General features: G+C 63.9%; 19 protein-coding genes. 11 read left to right on the top strand and 8 right to left on the bottom strand.

All coding sequences use genetic code 11. The annotated features are described in order from the left end of the window. Window positions 1–51 precede the first annotated feature (51 nt). Window positions 52–1,056, top strand: a complete 1,005-nt coding sequence (gene gap / locus J1C52_RS05960) for a type I glyceraldehyde-3-phosphate dehydrogenase (protein WP_227427020.1) — start codon at window positions 52–54, stop codon at window positions 1,054–1,056. Between the two features lie 178 nt (window positions 1,057–1,234). Here gap and J1C52_RS05955 read toward each other — a convergent pair whose 3' ends face one another. Continuing rightward, the gene (locus J1C52_RS05955; protein ID WP_227427019.1) at window positions 1,235–2,893 is read right to left on the bottom strand and encodes a thiamine pyrophosphate-binding protein; all 1,659 of its coding nucleotides are present in this window, start codon (window positions 2,891–2,893) and stop codon (window positions 1,235–1,237) included. A gap of 112 nt (window positions 2,894–3,005) precedes the next feature. Between J1C52_RS05955 and J1C52_RS05950 the strand changes: the two genes are divergently transcribed. Continuing rightward, the gene (locus tag J1C52_RS05950; RefSeq protein WP_227427018.1) at window positions 3,006–3,548 is read left to right on the top strand and encodes an NADPH-dependent FMN reductase; all 543 of its coding nucleotides are present in this window, start codon (window positions 3,006–3,008) and stop codon (window positions 3,546–3,548) included. Here J1C52_RS05950 and J1C52_RS05945 read toward each other — a convergent pair. From J1C52_RS05945 to J1C52_RS05935, 3 genes are all read right to left on the bottom strand, one after another. Beyond that, window positions 3,533–4,327, bottom strand: coding sequence for a lysophospholipid acyltransferase family protein (locus tag J1C52_RS05945; RefSeq protein ID WP_227427017.1), 795 nt, complete (start codon window positions 4,325–4,327; stop codon window positions 3,533–3,535). The two genes, J1C52_RS05950 and J1C52_RS05945, sit on opposite strands and share 16 nt — an antisense overlap. A gap of 32 nt (window positions 4,328–4,359) precedes the next feature. Continuing rightward, complete coding sequence (locus tag J1C52_RS05940) at window positions 4,360–5,127, bottom strand: GNAT family N-acetyltransferase (RefSeq protein WP_227427016.1); 768 nt, start codon at window positions 5,125–5,127, stop codon at window positions 4,360–4,362. 112 nt (window positions 5,128–5,239) lie between these two features. After that, window positions 5,240–5,401, bottom strand: coding sequence for a DUF3553 domain-containing protein (locus J1C52_RS05935; RefSeq protein WP_227427268.1), 162 nt, complete (start codon window positions 5,399–5,401; stop codon window positions 5,240–5,242). A gap of 15 nt (window positions 5,402–5,416) precedes the next feature. Here J1C52_RS05935 and J1C52_RS05930 point away from each other — a divergent pair, with 15 nt between their 5' ends. Beyond that, window positions 5,417–6,076, top strand: coding sequence for a histidine phosphotransferase family protein (locus tag J1C52_RS05930; RefSeq protein ID WP_227427015.1), 660 nt, complete (start codon window positions 5,417–5,419; stop codon window positions 6,074–6,076). Window positions 6,077–6,181: 105 nt separating this feature from the next. Continuing rightward, complete coding sequence (locus tag J1C52_RS05925; protein WP_227427014.1) at window positions 6,182–6,454, top strand: glycine zipper 2TM domain-containing protein; 273 nt, start codon at window positions 6,182–6,184, stop codon at window positions 6,452–6,454. A gap of 78 nt (window positions 6,455–6,532) precedes the next feature. Here the strand turns inward: J1C52_RS05925 and gltB are convergent, their stop codons facing one another. Further along, on the bottom strand, window positions 6,533–11,071 hold the full coding sequence (gene gltB, locus J1C52_RS05920) for a glutamate synthase large subunit (protein ID WP_227427013.1): 4,539 nt from the start codon (window positions 11,069–11,071) through the stop codon (window positions 6,533–6,535). Window positions 11,072–11,100: 29 nt separating this feature from the next. Further along, window positions 11,101–12,543 (bottom strand): NAD(P)-dependent oxidoreductase, encoded by a 1,443-nt coding sequence (locus tag J1C52_RS05915; RefSeq protein ID WP_227427012.1) that lies wholly within the window; start codon window positions 12,541–12,543, stop codon window positions 11,101–11,103. A 203-nt stretch (window positions 12,544–12,746) separates the two neighbouring features. On the opposite strand from J1C52_RS05915, the gene J1C52_RS05910 reads away from it, so the two are divergent. From J1C52_RS05910 to J1C52_RS05900, 3 genes are read left to right on the top strand one after another with little or no spacing between them, the layout of a single operon-like run. Next, window positions 12,747–13,550, top strand: a complete 804-nt coding sequence (locus tag J1C52_RS05910) for an undecaprenyl-diphosphate phosphatase (protein WP_227427011.1) — start codon at window positions 12,747–12,749, stop codon at window positions 13,548–13,550. Between the two features lie 42 nt (window positions 13,551–13,592). Further along, the gene (gene mtgA, locus J1C52_RS05905; RefSeq protein WP_370633231.1) at window positions 13,593–14,342 is read left to right on the top strand and encodes a monofunctional biosynthetic peptidoglycan transglycosylase; all 750 of its coding nucleotides are present in this window, start codon (window positions 13,593–13,595) and stop codon (window positions 14,340–14,342) included. Between the two features lie 58 nt (window positions 14,343–14,400). Beyond that, window positions 14,401–15,066 (top strand): glutathione S-transferase family protein, encoded by a 666-nt coding sequence (locus tag J1C52_RS05900; protein ID WP_227427010.1) that lies wholly within the window; start codon window positions 14,401–14,403, stop codon window positions 15,064–15,066. A 34-nt stretch (window positions 15,067–15,100) separates the two neighbouring features. On the opposite strand, the gene J1C52_RS05895 is transcribed toward J1C52_RS05900, so the two are convergent. Together J1C52_RS05895 and J1C52_RS05890 are read right to left on the bottom strand one after the other, a co-directional pair. Continuing rightward, window positions 15,101–15,733 (bottom strand): NrsF family protein, encoded by a 633-nt coding sequence (locus tag J1C52_RS05895; protein ID WP_227427009.1) that lies wholly within the window; start codon window positions 15,731–15,733, stop codon window positions 15,101–15,103. Then, window positions 15,730–16,278 carry a sigma-70 family RNA polymerase sigma factor gene (locus J1C52_RS05890; protein ID WP_227427008.1) on the bottom strand — a complete coding sequence of 183 codons (549 nt, stop codon included), beginning with the start codon at window positions 16,276–16,278 and terminating at the stop codon, window positions 15,730–15,732. Before J1C52_RS05890 ends, J1C52_RS05895 begins: the two co-directional genes overlap by 4 nt. 182 nt (window positions 16,279–16,460) lie before the next feature. Between J1C52_RS05890 and J1C52_RS05885 the strand changes: the two genes are divergently transcribed. The 4 genes from J1C52_RS05885 to J1C52_RS05870 all read left to right on the top strand — a co-directional run bounded on the left by J1C52_RS05885 (window position 16,461) and on the right by J1C52_RS05870 (window position 18,893). Then, window positions 16,461–16,772: a DUF2282 domain-containing protein gene (locus J1C52_RS05885; RefSeq protein ID WP_227427007.1), complete on the top strand. Its 312-nt coding sequence runs from the start codon at window positions 16,461–16,463 to the stop codon at window positions 16,770–16,772. 66 nt (window positions 16,773–16,838) lie between these two features. Continuing rightward, window positions 16,839–17,690, top strand: a complete 852-nt coding sequence (locus J1C52_RS05880) for a DUF692 domain-containing protein (RefSeq protein ID WP_227427006.1) — start codon at window positions 16,839–16,841, stop codon at window positions 17,688–17,690. Further along, window positions 17,680–18,429 carry a DNA-binding domain-containing protein gene (locus J1C52_RS05875; protein ID WP_227427005.1) on the top strand — a complete coding sequence of 250 codons (750 nt, stop codon included), beginning with the start codon at window positions 17,680–17,682 and terminating at the stop codon, window positions 18,427–18,429. The genes J1C52_RS05880 and J1C52_RS05875 overlap by 11 nt, the downstream gene beginning before the upstream one ends. Beyond that, window positions 18,426–18,893, top strand: coding sequence for a DoxX family protein (locus J1C52_RS05870; RefSeq protein ID WP_227427004.1), 468 nt, complete (start codon window positions 18,426–18,428; stop codon window positions 18,891–18,893). Before J1C52_RS05875 ends, J1C52_RS05870 begins: the two co-directional genes overlap by 4 nt. Window positions 18,894–18,897: the final 4 nt, after the last annotated feature.

Here is an 18,897-nt window from a genome sequence, read left to right as displayed (position 1 = left end):
CGCCCTTGGCCCGTGGCTATACCGCAAGCAACCAGAGTTCGGAGAGATGACATGACCATCACCATCGGTATCAACGGTTTCGGGCGGATCGGGCGTTGCACGCTGGCCCATATCGCGGAAAGCGCGCGCAACGATGTCGAGGTCGTCAAGATCAACGCGACCGGCCCGATTGAAACGAATGCCCATCTGCTGAAATACGACAGCGTGCATGGCCGCTTCCCCGGCAGCATCCGGGTCGAAGGCGACACGCTCGATCTGGGCCGTGGCCCGATCAAGGTCATGTCCACCTATGACCCGCAGGAACTGGACTGGGAAGGCGTCGATGTCGTGCTGGAATGCACCGGCAAGTTCAACGAGCGCGACAAGGCCGCCGTTCACCTGGGCCGCGGGGCCAGCCGCGTGCTGGTGTCTGCCCCTGCCAAGAACGCGGATGCGACCATCGTGTACGGGGTGAACCACCGCAGCTTGCGCCCCGAGCAGCTGGTTGTCTCGAACGGGTCATGCACCACGAACTGCCTTGCGCCTTTGGCAAAAGTGCTGAACGACGCCATCGGCATCGAGGCTGGCATCATGACCACGGTGCACAGCTACACGGGCGATCAGCCGACGCTGGACCGCCGCCACAAGGACCTGTATCGCGCACGCGCCGCCGCGATGGCGATGATACCCACCTCGACCGGGGCCGCGAAAGCGCTGGGCGAAGTGCTGCCGGAACTGGCCGGCAAGCTGGACGGCACCGCGTTGCGTGTGCCGACCCCCAATGTCAGCGCCGTTGACCTGACCTTCCAGGCGGGCCGCGATGTGACGGTGGCAGAGGTGAACGAGATCGTGCGCAAGGCGGCCGAAGGGTCGATGGGCGCAGTGCTGGCCTATGACCCGGAGCCGAAGGTCTCCATCGACTTCAACCACACCCCGCATTCGTCGATCTTCGCACCCGACCAGACCAAGGTCGTGGGCGGCCGCACCGTGCGCGTGCTGGCATGGTATGACAACGAATGGGGCTTTTCCTGCCGCATGGCCGATGTCGCCGCCGCGATGGGTCGGTTGATCCACTGATCCGATCAATTGCTTTCGGCGCGGAGCAAGGGCGTAGCCCGCCGCGCCATCGGCGGGCCGTCCCGCGGCCTGCCGATTGGTTGCCTTAAGCGCTTAGCTCAGGCGCAGGACGGACATGGTCACCATAAAGTGACGCAGAACATCGGGCGGATCGGCAGTCCCCGGCCCGCCGCTAGCGCTACCCTTTCGCCAAGGCCCGCGCCCCTTCAATGGTCAATCCCGGCGACAGCGCATCGGGGTCCAGCACCAGCTCTATCACCGCGGGCACGCCTGCATTCAGCGCGCGCTCCAAGGCGGGCGCGAATTCGTCGGTTGCCCGCACGCAGTCGCCATGCCCGCCATAGGCACGCACCAGCGCCGCATAATCCGGGTTGAACAGTTGCGTCCCGCTCACGCGGCCGGGATAGGTCTTTTCCTGATGCATCCGGATCGTGCCATACTGGCCGTTGTTGCACACGATCACGACCACATTCGCCCCGTATTGGCGCGCCGTGGACAGCTCGTTCAACGTCATCTGGAAATCGCCGTCGCCCGCCACGCACACTACCGCGCGGTCAGGGTGTTCCAGCTTGGCCGCAATCGCCGCCGGAAAGCCGTAGCCCATCGACCCCGATGTCGGCGCCAGATGGCCGGGAAAGGCGCGCGCGCGGAAATAGCGGTGCAGGAAGGCCGCGAAATTGCCCGCGCCATTGGTGACGATGGCATCGTCCGGCAAAAGGTCTGACAAGCCGCAGAGGATCTGCTCCAGCTTGACCGCGCCCGGCGTTTCACGCGGCGTGATCCAGTCCAGATAATCGGCACGCGCCGATTTGGTCCAGTCCGACCAATCGGGCCGGGCGGGCGCATCGCGCCGGGCCAAACGGGCCAACACATCGACCGCAGGCGCGGCCAACCCCAGATCGGGGCGGAACACGCGGCCCAATTCATCCGGGTCGGGGTGAATGTGGATGATCGTCTTGCGGGGGTTCGCTGGGTCCACATGGGTGTAGCTGCCCGTCACGATGTCCCCTAGGCGCGAGCCGATCACCAGCAAACAATCCGCATCGCGCAACCGCTGGCCCAGCTTGGGATTCATGCCAACAGACAGATCACCCGCATAATTCGGGTGGCGGTTGTCGATGCGGTCCATGCGGCGGAACGTGGCGCAGACAGGCAAGCCGAAGGTTTCGGCAAATCGCGCAAGGTCTTGCGCGGCCTGCGTGGACCAGACCGACCCGCCCGCGATGACCATGGGGCGCTCGGCACGGCAGAGCCTCTCCAGCACCGCGTCGATCTGCTCGCCACAAACCGAGGGCGGCATGGGTGCGACCGGGGGGATGTCGGGCACATCGGCCCGCGCCGAAAGCATGTTCTCGGGCAGGGCTAGCACCACGGGACCGGGCCGCCCCGATTGCGCCATGTGAAAGGCGCGGCTGATATATTCCGGCAGACGCTCTGTCTGGTCCACCTCTGCCGCCCATTTGGCCAAGGGGCCGAACACAGCGCGGTAATCCACCTCTTGGAACGCCTCTCGGTCGCGGTGGCGGTTGTCGATCTGACCCACGAACAAGATAAGCGGCGTCGAATCCTGACGCGCCACATGGATACCCGCCGACCCGTTCGTCGCCCCCGGCCCGCGCGTGACAAAGGCCACACCGGGCTGCCCGGTCAGCTTGGCATGGGCTTCGGCCATCATGACCGCGCCACCTTCGTGGCGGCAGACGATGTTTTCGATCCCCGATTCATGCAGACCATCCAAGGCCGCCAGAAAGCTTTCGCCCGGAACAGAGAATACCCGCCGCACGCCCTGCGCTTTCAACTGGTCCACAAGGATTTTGCCGCCATGGCGTAGGGTCATGTCATTCTCCTGTCTGTCATCATTCAAGCCTGCGGCAATCGTCGCGCAGGCACAACCGGGTTGCTTTCATTCGTCTGCCCCTTAGCTAAGGCAAAACGAGGAAAGGAAAACCATGAGCGATTTGACCTTGCTGGGCCTGTGCGGCTCGCTGCGTGCCGAAAGCTTTAACCGTAAACTGATGCTGGCGGCGGCGAAAAGCTTCGATCCTGCCGAATTCATCGAAGGAAACCTGCGCCTGCCGCTGTTTGACGAAGACCTTGAAGCGCAGGGCATTCCCGACGAAGTGACGCGCCTGAAAGAGCAGGTCAAAGCCGCCGATGCCGTGGTCATCGCCTGCCCGGAATACAACAAGGCTCCGCCGGGCGTGCTGAAAAATGCGCTCGACTGGATCAGCCGGGGCGGCCAGCCATGGACCGACAAGCCCGTCGCGCTGGTTTCTGCCGCCGCGGGCCGCGCAGGTGGCGAGCGCACGCAATTCGCGCTGCGGCTGATGATGGTGCCCTTCCGTCCGCTGATCTTGCAAGGGCCGGAAGTGCTGGTCGCCAGCCCCAAGGATCATTTCGATGAAACCGGCGCGCTTGTGACCGAAAGCTACCAGAAGCTTCTGTCGGAACTGATGACCGCGCTGCGCGAAGCCGCTCAAGCACGCGCCTGAGCGTCGGCGAAGCCTGCCTGAACGGCGGCCTCGGCCTGCTGGGCCAAGGCTTTGCGGGTGGTCGTGGCCGTGCACGCAATGGGGCTGTGGCAGGTGACTGTCACGCCCCCTTGAGGGCTTTGCCCCAGAACCCGCAGGAAATGGGTGGCAAACTCCATGCCACCCCACCAACCGTAAAAGCGTGGGTCTGCGCCCTCGGGCGCGTGATAGCGCAGGCTGACGGGTTGCACTTCCATGCCCGTGGGCATGTCGGGCGCAAGAAAGGCCTGGAACAGCGTGGGCTTGAAGGGCAGCACCAGCGTGCTGTCGGTGCTTGTGCCTTCGGGGAAAAACACCAGCCGGTGCCCGCGCCGGAACTCTTGCGCCAGGATATGCGTTTGCGCCTGCGCTTCGCGCTTGTCGCGGCGGATGAACACCGTGCCCGTCAGTCGCGCCAAGGGGCCGATGCCGGGCCAGCCAGCAACCTCTGCCTTGGCCACGAACATCGCGGGCGTGAGCGCGTTCAACACGAAGATGTCCAGCCATGACGCGTGGTTGGCGACCAAGGCACCGCGCCCGCGCATCGGTGTGCCCTGCGCCTGCACGCGCAGCCCGATCACGCGCAGGAAAAAGCGGCAATAGGCCCGCACCACATGGGGCGAAAGCGCCCGCGCCCCGGCATGGGTGATGTGTTCAACCCCGCGCGCCAAGAGAAGCGCGGCCATGCCCGCCAACAGGCCCAAGGCCAACAGCGCAAACCGCCAGATCGCGCGGCGGCGCTCGGCCGGGGACAGCGCCATTGGGGGCGGCGGAACGTCCGAATCCCACGTGCTCATCCGGCGCGGGCCACAAGCGATTTTGCATGACGGCTCAGCCGCGCGGCATCCAGCAGGATACACACATCGGTGGTGTTGAACGCATGATCCACGAACGCCCCTTCGCCAATGCGCGCGCCAAGGCGCAGATAGCTGCGGATCAGCGGCGGGACGGCTGCGCGGGCCGCACGCTCGTCAACCTGCTCGGGCGGCAAGATGTGGCCCAGATGGGCTGGCTTGGCGCGAACCGCAAGCTCTGGCGGGGCCAGATACCTATGGTGCAGCCAACTGAGCGGTTGGGCCAGCGTCGCCAGATCGGTGCCCGGAAAACTGGCCGCGCCGAACAGGATGTCCACCTGTCGCGCCGTGGCATACTCTGCCAAGGCCTGCCACATAAGCAGCATTGCCGCCCCGCCGCGATAGGCGGGGTCCACACAAGAGCGGCCCAGTTCCAGCAACCGGCGGCCAGACTGCCGCAAACTCGAAAGGTCAAATTCGTCATCGCAGTAAAACCGCCCGTCTGGCCCAAGGCGGTCGCCGGGCAGCAGGCGATACACGCCCACCACGCGCTCGGCCCCGGTGGTGTCGAGCAGCAGCAGATGATCGAAAAGCGGGTCGAACGCGTCCTGCTCTAGCCGGGCATCATGGTCCACCATGGGGCCATCGCCGCCCAGCTCTTCGACAAAGACCCGGTAGCGCAGCGCCTGCGCGGCGCGCAGATCCTCGGCAGAGGCGGCAAGCCGTGTCGATAAGCAGCCAAGATGCGGCGGAGGCGATGAGGGCACGGCGCGGCGGTCCTGTTGGTAAAATGCCGGTTGCGCATACTGCACAGGGGCACTTGCGTTCAAGTGAAACAGTTTGTTTCCCGATTAAGCGTTGCCTGCACGTTTAGGTTGCTTAACTCTCGGCATCGAGATCCCAGACAACCTCTAGGGGAATTATGGCGGCGTTAACCACCTGTTTGCCAGTTTCAGCGAAATTGACCGTGACGGTTTCGCCCACGCGGGATTGCACCTGTCCCAGCCCCCAATCGGGGTTGTCGGGGCTTTTGACGAACATGCCGGGTTCCAGAATATGATGCGACACCGCTTTTCCCCTTCGTTCTCACCCACCGATCCCGACAGGGCAGAGGGTCTTGATCTGCCCGCCCTGATTGCCGCGCGGATTTGCCATGACCTTATCAGCCCGCTCGGCGCCATCGGCAACGGGGTGGAACTGTTGCAAATGGCGCCCTCCCCTTCCGCTGGACCAGAGATAGACCTGGTTCGCGAAAGCGTCCAGCAAGCACAGGCCCGGATCCGGCTGTTTCGGGTCGCGTTCGGGTCTTTCCGGCCCGACCAGATGATCGGGACCGACGAATTGGGCGGGCTGTTGCGCGATTACGCCGCGACGGCCCGGTTCGATCTGACCTGGACACCCGTGGTCAGCAAACCGAAGGCAACCGTGCGGCTGGCCCTGCTTAGCCTGCTCTGCATTGAAACCGCTTTGCCCTATGGCGGGCGCGTGGTTGTAACCCGCGATGAAACCGCGCTGCATATAACCGCGCGCAGCGACAAGCCAAAGATCGACCCCGCCTATTGGGACGCGCTCATCGGCGCGGCAGACTGGCCGCATGATCTTCAGGCCGCGCGGGTGCAATTTCCGGTGTTGCAGCGCGCCGTCGCGGAACAGGGTATGTCGCTGGAGCTGCGCCTCGCCGAGGATGGGCTTGATCTGCGGATTACCGCCGCTTGAAGTAGCGTTTGCGTGCAAACCCGCCGACAGACCGTGACAGCGGGCGAAATCTTGCTAAGCTGCATACATCTGACAGGTGGGGAATTTCCCCGGAAAGGAGAGCAGATGAAAAGATTTGCAAGCGCGGCAATCCTTGCGGGGGCGGTTGCCCTGGCCGGGTGCCAGATGACGACGACCGAGCGCACCGTGGCCGGAGGTGTCCTGGGCGCGGCCGGCGGCTTGGCCGTGGCCAACCTGCTGGGCGCCAACACCAACTGGGCGATCATCGGCACCGTCGCAGGTGCTGCCGCCGGCACGCTTCTGGCACGCAACACCGCGACCGGCACCTGCGCCTATGCACGCGGCGACGGCACCTATTACGAAGCCGCTTGCCCGTAAGCCACCGCACCGCGGTACCCAAATAAAAAGGCCCCGTCTGCACGGGGCCTTTTTTCATCTCGGTGGCATATCCCGGCGTTATTCCGCCGGGATAGCCGCATCGTCGTAGCTGATCGGATGCGGCAGATGCACCAGCATCTCTTTCGGGCAAACCTGCACGAAATTGGCCTTCTCGCGGTCCCAGTTGCGCAAGATGTCCTCGGAACGCGAAGATCCGGTTTCCTCGGCATGACGTGCGATCAACTCGCGCAGCTCGGTTTCCCAATGCTCGACCGTGACCGGGCAGGTCACAAGCGATTCCATGTTGATAAGGTCCGCCGTTTCACCCGCCGGGTCATAGAGATACGCCATGCCCCCGGTCATGCCCGCGCCGAAATTCGCGCCGATGCCGCCAAGGATAACCGCGACACCGCCGGTCATGTATTCGCAACCATTCGAGCCGCAGCCCTCGATCACCACTTTCGCGCCAGAATTCCGCACCGCGAAACGCTCGCCCGCACGGCCAGCGGCGAACAGGTAGCCGCCGGTTGCCCCGTAAAGCACCGTGTTGCCGATGATCGTGTTGTCCTGCGTCACCAGCGGCGAGGACATGCGCGGGCGCACCACGATCAGGCCACCCGACAAGCCCTTGCCGACATAGTCATTGGCATCGCCGAAGACTTCGATCTTCAGGCCCGGCGCGGCAAACGCGCCCAAGGACTGCCCCGCACTGCCGGTCAGCTTGACCGTCAGGTGGTCGGGTTGCAGGCTGTTGCGCATCCCGAAACGCTTCACGATATGGCTGGACGCGCGCGTGCCCACGGTGCGGTGAGTATTTTCCACCGCGTAGGACAGTTGCATCTTCTCGCCCTCTTCGAAGAAACGCGCCGCATCGCGGATGATTTCGGCATCCAGCGTATCGGGCACGGCGTTGCGCGGCTTGTCGCGGTCGTAGCGGATCTGGTCTGCACCATCCACGGTCAGCAGCAGCGGGTTCAGGTCCAGATCGTCCAGGTGTGCGGCACCGCGGCTGACCTGCGTCAGCAGGTCGGCGCGGCCAATGACCTCGTCCAGGCTGCGCGCGCCGATTTCGGCCAGGATTTCCCGCACTTCCTGCGCGTAGAAGGTAATCAGGTTCACCACCTTGTCGGCATTGCCGGTGAACTTGGCGCGCAGGGATTCGTCCTGCGTGCAGACACCCACCGGGCAGGTGTTCGATTGGCACTGACGCACCATGATGCAGCCCATCGCGATCAGCGCGGCGGTGCCGATGCCGTATTCCTCGGCCCCCATCATCGCGGCCATGACAATGTCGCGGCCCGTGCGCAAACCGCCATCGGTGCGCAGCGTTACCCGCTCGCGCAACTTGTTCATGGCCAGAACCTGATGCGCTTCGGTCAGGCCCATCTCCCACGGTAGGCCCGCGTATTTGATGGACGTGCCGGGGCTGGCCCCGGTGCCGCCATTATGGCCCGAGATCAGGATGACATCGGCCTTGGCCTTGGCCACACCGGCGGCAATCGTGCCCACGCCCGACTGCGCCACCAGCTTGACCGTGACCTTCACGCGCGGGTTGATCTGCTTGAGATCGTAGATCAGCTGCGCCAAGTCCTCGATCGAGTAGATGTCATGGTGCGGCGGCGGCGAAATCAGCGTCACGCCCGGCGTCGAATGGCGCAGACGCGCGATCAGCTTCGTCACCTTCATGCCCGGAAGCTGGCCACCTTCGCCCGGTTTCGCACCTTGGGCGACCTTGATCTCCAGCTCCTCGCAGGCGTTCAGGTATTCCGCCGTCACGCCAAACCGGCCAGAGGCGACCTGCTTGATCTTGGCGCAAGGGTTGTCACCGTTCGGCAGCGGATGCGCATGTGCCGGATCCTCGCCCCCCTCGCCGCTGTCGGATTTCGCACCGATGCGGTTCATGGCGATGTTCAGCGTCATATGCGCTTCGGGCGACAAGGCCCCCAGCGACATGCCCGGCGTCACGAAGCGCTTGCGGATAGAGGTGATACTCTCCACCTCTTCCAACGGGATCGGACGGCCCAGCGGCTTGATGTCCAGCAGATCGCGCAGATGGATCGGATCGCGCGAGGACATGGCCTTGGAATACTGCTTCCACAGCGCATAGCTGGAATTGTTGCAGGCCTGTTGCAGCAGGTGCATGTTGGTGGCTTCCCAAGCGTGCTTCTCGCCCGAGCGGCGCGCCTTGTAGAAACCGCCAATCGGCAGCACGTCCTGACCGCCACGCCAACCCTTGGCGTGCACTTCTTCCAGCTTCATCTGGATGCCGTGCAGGCCGATGCCGGAAATCCGGCTGGGCATACCGGGGAAGTATTCGGCGACCATCGCGCGGCTGAGGCCCACGGCCTCGAAATTCAGCCCGCCGCGATAGGACGAGATGACAGAGATGCCCATTTTCGACATGATCTTCAGCAGGCCAAGGTCGATGGCGGCGCGGTAGCGGCGCATCGCCTCTATCAGCGGGCCGTCGATCAGGCCGCGATCAATGCGGTCGGCAATGGTTTCCTGCGCCAGATAGGCGTTGACCGTGGTGGCCCCCGACCCGATCAGCACCGCGAAATAATGCGGGTCGATACATTCGGCAGACCGCACATTGATCGAGCAGAAGGTCCGCAGACCCTTGCGGGTCAGCCAGCTATGCACAGCACTGGTGGCCAGGATCATCGGCATCGCGACCTTGTCGGCATTCTGATGCTCATCCGTCAGCACCAGATGGCCCGCGCCAGAGCGCACGGCATCCTCTGCCTCTGCGCGGATACGCTCCAGCCCCGCGCGCAACGCGTCTTCGCCCGCGCCTGCGGGGAAAGTGCAGTCGATGAAGGACACCTGGTCGCCGAATTCGCGCACCATCTCGGCAAACTCGCCATTGGCCACGAAGGGGCTGTCCAGAACCAGAATTTCGGTCTGGCTGCTTTCCTCGTCCAGCACGTTCTTCAGGTTGCCGAACCGGGTCTTCAGGCTCATCACGCGGTATTCGCGCAAGCTGTCGATGGCCGGGTTCGTCACCTGGCTGAAGTTCTGGCGGAAGAAATGCGACAGCGGGCGATATATCTTGGACAGAACCGCCGAAGGGGTGTCATCGCCCATAGAGGCGATCATTTCCTTGCCGTCTTCGGCCATGGGCGCCAGAACCTGCTCGATTTCCTCAATCGAGTAGCCAGCGGCCACCTGACGGCGGCGCAAATCGGCTGCGTCCATCTGCCGGGTTTCGGGCACGTCACGCAGCTTGTCGTTCAGCTCGACGATCTTCTCGTTCCAGTCGCCGAAAGGCTGGTTCGCGGCCAGTTTGTCCTTCAATTCGACATCGTGATAGAGCTTGCCCTCGGCCATATCGACCGCGATCATCTGGCCCGGCCCAAGCGCGCCTTTTTCACGCACGGTCAGCTCGTCCACCACGACCATGCCGATTTCCGAACCGGCAATCAGCATGTTGTCGCCGGTCACGACATAGCGCATGGGGCGCAACCCGTTGCGGTCCAGACCGGCGCAGACCCAGCGGCCATCGGTCATGGCAAGGGCGGCGGGGCCGTCCCACGGCTCCATCACGGAATTGCAGTAGGAATACATGTCGCGCCATGCTTCGGGCATCTCGACTGCGGTCTTGGACCACGCTTCGGGCACCAGCATGGTTTTCGCCATGGGCGCGTTGCGGCCTGCGCGAACCAGCACCTCGAACACCGAATCCAGCGCAGCAGAATCAGACGCGCCAGAGGCGACGATCGGCTTGATGTCTTCGGCCATGTCGCCAAAGGCGCTGGAAGCCATGCGGATCTCGTGGCTTTTCAGCCAGTTCAGGTTGCCTTTCAGCGTGTTGATCTCGCCGTTATGCGCAAGCATTCGGAAGGGCTGTGCCAACCACCACTGCGGGAAAGTGTTGGTCGAATAGCGCTGGTGATAGATCGCGAAGGCGGATTCAAACCGCTCATCGGCCAGATCGGGGTAGAATTCGGCAACTTGCTCGGCCAGCATCATGCCCTTGTAGATGATCGACCGGCAGGACAGCGAACACATGTAAAAGCCCGTGATCCCAGCCGCCGTGATCGCCTTCTCGATGCGGCGGCGGATGACATACAGCTCACGCTCGAAGGTTTCTTCGTCCGTGCCCTTGGTGTTGTGGATCAGGATTTGCTCGATCTCGGGGCGGGTCGCGTTCGCCTTCTCGCCCAGGCAATCCACGTTCACCGGCACATGGCGCCAGCCATAGATCGCGTAGCCCATGCGCAGCACTTCCGATTCCACGATGGTCCGCGAGCGTTCCTGTGCATTGAAATCGGTGCGCGGCAGGAACACCTGACCCACGGCCATAAGTTCATCCATCGCGGGTTCGTGGCCGGTGCGGCGGATCGCGTCGTAGAAGAAGGCGACGGGAATCTGCACATGAATACCCGCGCCATCGCCGGTTTTGCCGTCGGCGTCGACCGCGCCGCGATGCCAGATGGCTTTCAACGCCTCGATCCCGTTTTCGACCACCTTGCGCGAGGGCTTGCCGTCCAACGACACCACCAAACCCACACCGCAGGACGAATGCTCGTCCTCTTCGCGATACAGGCTGTGCTCGGACATGTAGGCGCGCTTGGCTTCTTCGCGGGCGGCCCAGGCTTCATCATACTTGGTCATGTGCTTTCCTTTTCAGGCAGGAAATTCGGTTATTCGGCAGCGACCTTTGCGGGTGCCGAAAGATAATTCAGGATCGAGTCGGCGGCTTCGCGCCCGTCGCGGATGGCCCAGACCACCAGCGACGCACCGCGCACGATGTCCCCCACGGCCCAGACGCCCGGCATCTCGGTTTCATGGGTGTTGAACTTCGCCTTGATCGTGCCCCAGCGGGTGACGGCCAATTCGGGCTGGTCGAACAGCTTGGGCATGTCTTCGGGCTCGAAGCCCAGCGCCATGATCGCCATGTCGGCCTCTTCGGTGTAGTCGGCCCCTTCGATCACCTCGGGCGCGCGACGGCCGCTGGCATCGGGCTTGCCCAAGCGCATCTTTTGCACGCGCACGCCCGACAAATCGCCGGCGTCATCGGTCACGAAGCCCAAAGGCGCGGTCAGCCAGACGAATTCGACGCCCTCTTCTTCGGCATTCGCGGTTTCGCGGCGCGAGCCGGGCATGTTTTCGCGGTCCCGGCGATACAGGCATTTGACCGACGTCGCTCCCTGCCGCACCGCCGTGCGCACGCAGTCCATGGCCGTGTCGCCCCCGCCGATGACCACCACGCGCTTGCCCTTGGCATCGAGCGTGCCGTTGTCGAATTCGGGCACGTCATCGCCAAAGCTCTTGCGGTTGCTGGCCGTGAGGAAATCGAGCGCGGGCAGCACACCCGGCGCGCTGGCATTCGGCACGCTCAGGTCGCGCGCCTTGTAAACGCCGGTCGCGATCAGCACCGCGTCATGCTTGCCGCGAATGGCGTCGAAGCTGATGTCTTCGCCCACGTTGCAATTCAGCACGAATTCGACACCCGCTTTTTCAAGCTGTTCGATCCGGCGCATGACAACCGGCTTTTCCAGCTTGAAGCCCGGAATGCCATAGGTCAGCAAGCCGCCCGCGCGGTCATAGCGGTCATAGACCGTGACCTGAACGCCCGCACGGCGCAGCACGTCAGCGGCGGCCAGACCACCGGGGCCGGCGCCGATAATGGCAACCGATTCGCTGCGCTCGGTGGCGGGGGTGATGGCCTGCACCCAGCCTTCTTCCCAAGCGGTGTCGGTGATGTATTTCTCGACCGCGCCAATGGTCACGGTGCCGTGGCCCGATTGTTCGATCACGCAATTGCCTTCGCACAGGCGGTCCTGCGGGCAGATGCGACCGCAAATTTCGGGAAACGTGTTGGTTGCCTGGCTGATTTCATAGGCTTCCTGCAAGCGCCCTTCGGCAGTCAGGCGCAACCAATCGGGGATATTGTTGTGCAGCGGGCAATGCGACTGGCAATAGGGCACACCGCACTGGCTGCACCGTCCTGCCTGCTCGGCGGCCTTTTCTGTCGCATATTCACGGTAAATCTCGCCGAAATCCTCGGTCCGCAGGTTGGGCGGGCGCTTCTCGGGCATTTCCTTGCTAACAGATACAAAACGCAGCATCGGTTGCTTGGCCATCGTCATTCCTCCAAGGTTCGGAAAGGCCTTTTACAAAGGCTTTCCAGAAATGAAAAGTCAGCAATGCTGACTAAATTGCAGAAAAATTTCTTCGCGGGCGCAGAAACTCGGGTGCGGATTGTCGCTTTTATGTCAGTTATGCTGACATATAGGGCGTTTCGTTACGGCTTGGCAGCATTCAGGCAGAAGAGTATAGCGGCAGCATGACATTGCTATACCTCGCCATTCTGGCGCTCGTGCAGGGCGTGACAGAGTTTCTGCCCGTCTCCTCCTCGGGCCATCTGATCCTGTTGCCCAAGCTGCTTGGCACGCCAGATCAGGGGTTGGCACTTGATGTTGCGGTGCACGTCGGCACTCTGGGCGCGGTCTGCCTGTATTTCCGGCAGGATGTGGCGCGCGCGCTGCGCGGCGCGGCACAACTGGCGCGCGGGCAGCTTGCCAGCCCAGAGGCCTTTTTGGCGCTTTGCCTTATCGTGGCCACCATTCCGGTCATGGCCGTGGGCCTTGTGCTGCAACTGACCGGCTGGATCGACCTGATGCGCAGCGTGGCCGTCATTGGCTGGGCGATGATCCTGTTCGGCGTGGTCTTGTATATTGCCGACAAACGCGGGCCGGAAACCCGCACCGCCCCCGGCTGGACCTTGCGCCACGCCATCATCTTTGGCCTGTGGCAAGTTGTGGCGCTTATTCCGGGCACGTCGCGCTCCGGCATTGTCATCACCGGCGCGCGGGCCTTGGGCTATGCGCGCCATGACGCGGCAAAGCTGTCGATGCTGATGTCCATCCCGACCATCCTTGCCTCTGGCGCGCTTTTGTCGCTGGATGTGATCGGGCACGCCGATTGGGCGCTGTTGCGCGATGCCGCGATTGCGGCGCTGATCGCTTTTACCGCCGCGCTGGCGGCGCTGGCACTGATGATGCGGCTTTTGCGGTCGGTCAGCTTTACCCCATACGTCATTTACCGCATTGCGCTGGGGCTGGTGCTACTGGGCGTCGCCTACGGCTAATACCCTCTTGACCGCGCGGGCCGTGGCATGTGTTAAACCCTCATGCCCCGCGCGAAACCACAACCCAAGCCGAAACCCTACCGCACGGGCGCACCGCACCGCGCCTTCATGGCCGTGGCCAACGGGTTCAGGCGGCTTCGGACATGGGTGTTCCGGGCCATGCTTCTGGCGCTTGGCTTGCTGGTGGCCTGGGTGCTGCTCTACCGCTTCGTCGCGCCGCCGGGTGGCCTGTTCATGTGGCAGGAATACCGCCGCTTGGGCGATATCAGCCATGACTGGGTGCCGCTAGAGCAGATCGCCCCCGTGATGGCACGATCCGCCGTTGCCGCCGAAGACGCGAATTTCTGCCGCCATTGGGGGTTTGACATGGCCGCGATCCGTCAGGTGATCGAGGAAGGCGAGACGCGCGGCGCATCGACCATCAGCCAGCAGACGGTGAAGAACGTGTTCCTGTGGCATGGCCGCGACTGGACCCGCAAGGCGCTGGAATCGGCGATCACGCTGATCGTGGAAACCGCTTGGCCGAAAAGCCGGATCATAGAGGTCTATCTGAACATTGCCGAATTCGACGAAGGCGTCTTCGGGGTTGAAGCCGCCGCGCAGCATTATTTCGGCACATCTGCGGCAGGCCTGAGCGATCTGCAAGCCGCCCGCCTTGCCGCCGTGCTGCCGGCCCCCAAGTCGCGCGATGCGGCGCGCCCGACAGAGTTTCTGACCCGGCGCAGCGCGCAGATCATGGACGGGGCCGCGACAATCGCGCGCGATGGTCGCGCGGATTGCTTGGGCGGTTGAACTTGTCCCGCTGGCAGGGCAAGAGAGGCACATCTCAGTAAAAGGCACACGCACGCCCATGGCCCGCTTGTATCACGTTCCCCTGTCCCCTTTCTGCCGCAAGGTGCGGCTGACGCTTGCCGAAAAGCGCATAGAGGTCGAACTGGTCGAAGAACGCTACTGGGACCCCAGCCAGGATTTCATGCGCCGCAACCCGGCGGGCAAGGTGCCGATCCTGCGCTATAACGGCGTGCACATGTCCGAAAGCCAGGCGATCTGCGAATACCTCGACGAGGTTATTCCGAACCCGCCCCTTGTGCCCAAGACGCCGGAAGACCGGTATGAGATGCGCCGCATCTGCACGTGGTTCGATGACAAGTTTCATTCCGAGGTGACGGCGAACCTTGTCTATGAGCGGGTGAACAAGAAGATCAGCGGGCAAGGCTACCCGGATTCGGCGCGCATCAAGATGGGCTCGGCACGGATCAAGTTTCACCTCGATTACATGGATTGGCTACTGGGCCAGCGCCGCTGGCTGGCCGGCAACGAGATGACGCTCGCGGATTTCACGGCGGCAGCGCATCTGTCCAGCCTCGACTACATCAACGATGTGGACTGGAAACGCTCTGCCATGGTGCATGAGTGGTATGCCAAGATCAAATCGCGCCCGGCCTTTCGCACGCTGCTGGCCGACCAGATCCCCGGCTTCCAGCCCCCGCCGCATTACGCCGACCTGGATTTCTAGGCGAAAGCGGTTCCCCGACCTTCGGTCGATCTCGCTACCATTTCAGCCAACGCGGCCCAAGGACCGCGCCCGCCCCGACAACCAGCGCAATGGCGGTTGAATAGGCGGGGATCACGAACAGCACCATGTCCTTGTCGCAGTAAAGCGAATAGATCGCCGCCGCTAAGCATCCCGCCATCAGCCCCGCAACCGCGCCGGTCAGGCGTGGCTGGGTGGCTGCGCCAGCGGTCAGCGCCCAAAGCAACGCTCCCAGCAGCGGCGCGGCCAGAACCGGGATGGACAGCAGGCACACGGCGGCCGAGGGCGTGGACAGGGCCGCGACAAGCGCCGACACACCGCCTTGCACAAGCGACACGGCAAGCGTGAGCAACACCAACGCCAACATCGCCACCAACAGCGCCCCGCGCAACCTGCGCGGCGTGGCAGGATGCACCTGCGCCATCGCCAACGCAGCAGCAAGGCCGACCGTTGCCAGTGGCACAAGGGTTTTCAGCACCGCCAAGGACGACAGCGCCGCCGCCAGATCGGGGCGCGCGCCCCAGAACAGTGCGAAAGCCAGCAGCGACACGGCCAAGCCCACGGGCAGCGCACGCAGCACCTGCGCGCGGACCTTGGGCTGCGGAAGGGTATCGGCGGCAAGCGCCGCGATCAGATCGTCGGTTTTCATTCGATCATCCTTTCCCGCAGCTTCGCCACGGATTTCAGCGCCCGGTGCAGCGCCACGCGCACCGCGCCTTCGCTCATGTTCAGCCGCGCCGCCGTTTCGGCGGTTGTTTCGCCATTCACGCCAAAGGCGCGGACGATGTCGGCCTCGCGCGGGTCGAGCGCGTTCAGCACTTTCTCCATGTCGCGCCCCGTGGTCGGGTCGGGCGCATCGGCGGCGGGCAGGCCTTCGGCGAACGCGTCGATCGGCAGCTCTATCCGCGTTCCGCGCGCGCGGAACGCATCAACGACCTTGTGCCGCGCAATGGCATAAAGCCAAGGGCGCAACGGCTGATCCTCGTTCCATGTGTGGCGCTTGCGGTGGATGGCAAGCAACACATCTTGCAACACGTCTTCGCAACCCTCGCGCCCCAAAGCGGACCCCCGCGCGTGCACGACCTTGCGCAAAAGCGGGGTGATCGCGGTCAGGACGCGATGATAGGAAACCTGATCGCCGCGATTGGCCGCGCGCATAAGATCCTCCAGGGCATCCAGGTCGTTCACGCTCATCTTGCCCTCTATTCGGACTGGGGTGCCGAAACGTTACAGAAGAATGCGGCAGGATGACCAGAAGTGAATGCGCGATCACAACGCCGTAACGTCACCGTGAGCTTCGTAACGACCCGAACCGCCGCCCCGTAACGCTTCGTGGGACTGCAAACACGCACCCTTTCAAAATCGGAGTTCGACAGATGACCATGAAAACCCTCGCCCTGCCCTTGGCTGCCTCGCTTGCCACCGCGCTGACCCTGTCGGCAGGCCATGCACAGGCCCAGTCGGCTGATATGGAAAAATGCTTCGGCGTGTCGCTGGCAGGCGCCAATGACTGCGCCGCTGGCCCCGGCACGTCCTGCGCGGGCAGCTCTACCGTGGATTACCAAGGCAATGCCTGGACACTGGTGGCAGCCGGCACCTGCATGGATATCGAACTGCCCGCCATGGCCGATGGCACCGCGCGCATGGGTTCGCTCGAAGCGCTGGACCGCGACCTGCCGCCCGCCTGATCGCTCGATCCGGGGGCGGGCGCATCGCTCGCCCCCTCGTTCCCGAACAGCAAAAGGACCGATTCCATGCCACATTTGCCACAGCGCGCCGGGCTGGGTTTTAAGCCGGAACATTTCCACGACCTGATGGCGCGACGGGGCCAGGTTGGCTTTCTGGAGGTCCATGCCGAGAATTACATGGGCGATGGCGGCGCGCCCCATGCCATGCTGACCGCTTTGCGCGCCGATCATGCGCTGTCCATCCACGGGGTGGGCCTGTCCATCGGTGGCGCGCAGGGGTTGAACCGCGACCATCTGGACCGGCTGCGCAAGCTAATCGACCGCTACCAGCCCGAAAGCTTTTCCGAACATCTGGCATGGTCCAGCCATGGCGCGGAATGGCTGAACGACCTTTTGCCCCTGCCCTATACCGATGAAACCCTTGCCACCGTCTGCGCCCATATCGACGAGGTCCAGACGCATCTGGGGCGGCGAATGCTGCTGGAAAATCCGGCCACCTATGTGACCTTTCAGGCCTCTAGCTGGTCGGAAACCGATTTCCTGACAGAGATCACGCGCCGCACCGGCTGCGGCCTGCTTCTGGACGTGAACAACGTGTTCGTGTCGGCCACCAACCACCGGTTCGACGCGCGCGCCTATCTGGCCGACTTTCCGCTGGGTGCCGTGGGCGAGATTCACCTGGCCGGGCATGAGACCGAGGAATTGCCCTCTGGCCCGCTGCTGATAGACAGCCACGGCGCGCCCGTGGCTGACCCGGTCTGGGCGCTTTATGCCGAGGTGCTGGACCGCACCGGGCCACTGCCCACGCTGATCGAATGGGACAATGATGTGCCCGCGCTGGACGTGCTGCTGGCAGAGGTCGCGCGCGCATCCGACCTGTTGGGTCATGCAACGAAGGGCCAAGCCGATGCCGCCTGAGATGCATCACGCCGCGCTGCAAGACGGCTTTCGCGCAGCGCTTTGGGCCGATGCCCCGCCCGATGGCCTGACCGCGCCCAACCCCGCAGAGATCGCCCAACGCTTCAAGGTCTACCGCAACAACGTCTTTCACAGCCTGACGCGGGCGCTGGCTGCACGCTTTCCGGTGGTCGAGCGGCTTGTGGGGGGCGAGTTTTTCACCGCACTGGCACGCGCCTATCTTGCCGCAGACCCACCGCAAGGCCCGGTCCTTCTGCATTGGGGTGAAAGCTTCGCGCCGTTTCTGGAGGGCTTCGCACCCGTCGCCCAACTGCCGTTTTTGCCCGATGTGGCGCGGCTGGAATACTTGCGCGGGCGGGCCAGCCATGCGGCGGATGCCGCGCCGGTCGCGCCAGCGGCCTTGGGCGTCGATGATCTGGAAGCCCTGCATCTTGCGCTGCACCCGTCCGTGCATCTGTTCGCAAGCCCGCACCCGGCCGTGCAGATATGGCAGGGCCAGCAACCGGGCGCGCCCAAGATGGCGCTGAAGGCTGGCCCCGATCACGCCCTGATCGCGCGCCGCCCCGATTTCGCACTGGTGGTAGAGCCGCTGGACCCGGCGAGTTTCGCGGTGTTGACAGCGCTGAAAGGCGGCGCGCCGCTTGGCGCGGCGGCGCGCCATGGCGACCTCACCGCTGCACTGACCCTGTTGCTGACCCACGGCCTGATTGCCGATGCCCGGAAAGGAACCCCCGCATGACCCAGTCCATCGACGCCCCCGCACGCCCCGCGCCCAAGGCCGCGCTGATTCGCAAAGCCAATGCGCTTGGCCAGCATCTGCCCCATGACATCGTCGTTCTGGTCGCGCGCATCGCGCCTGCCGCCGTGTTCTGGCAATCCGCGCGCACCAAGGTGGACGGGATCACGATCAAGGACTCGACCTATTTCCTGTTCGAAAACGTCTATGCCTTGCCCGTCATCCCGCCAGCAATTGCCGCCGTGCTGGCCACCGTCGCAGAGCATGTTCTGCCGGTGTTGCTGGTTCTGGGCCTGTTGTCGCGCCTCTCGGCACTAGGGTTGTTGGTGATGACCGCCGTGATCCAGCTTTTCGTTTTCCCCGAGGCGTGGATCACCCACGCCCTGTGGGCGGCGGCCCTTCTGGTCGTCATCGCGCATGGGCCGGGGCGGCTGTCGCTGGACCATGCGTTGAAGCTGGACCGCTAGGCGC

It is taken from the genome of Roseibaca sp. Y0-43, assembly GCF_020667835.1.
GTDB lineage: Bacteria > Pseudomonadota > Alphaproteobacteria > Rhodobacterales > Rhodobacteraceae > Roseinatronobacter.
This window is presented reverse-complemented; position numbering and strand designations above follow the sequence as displayed.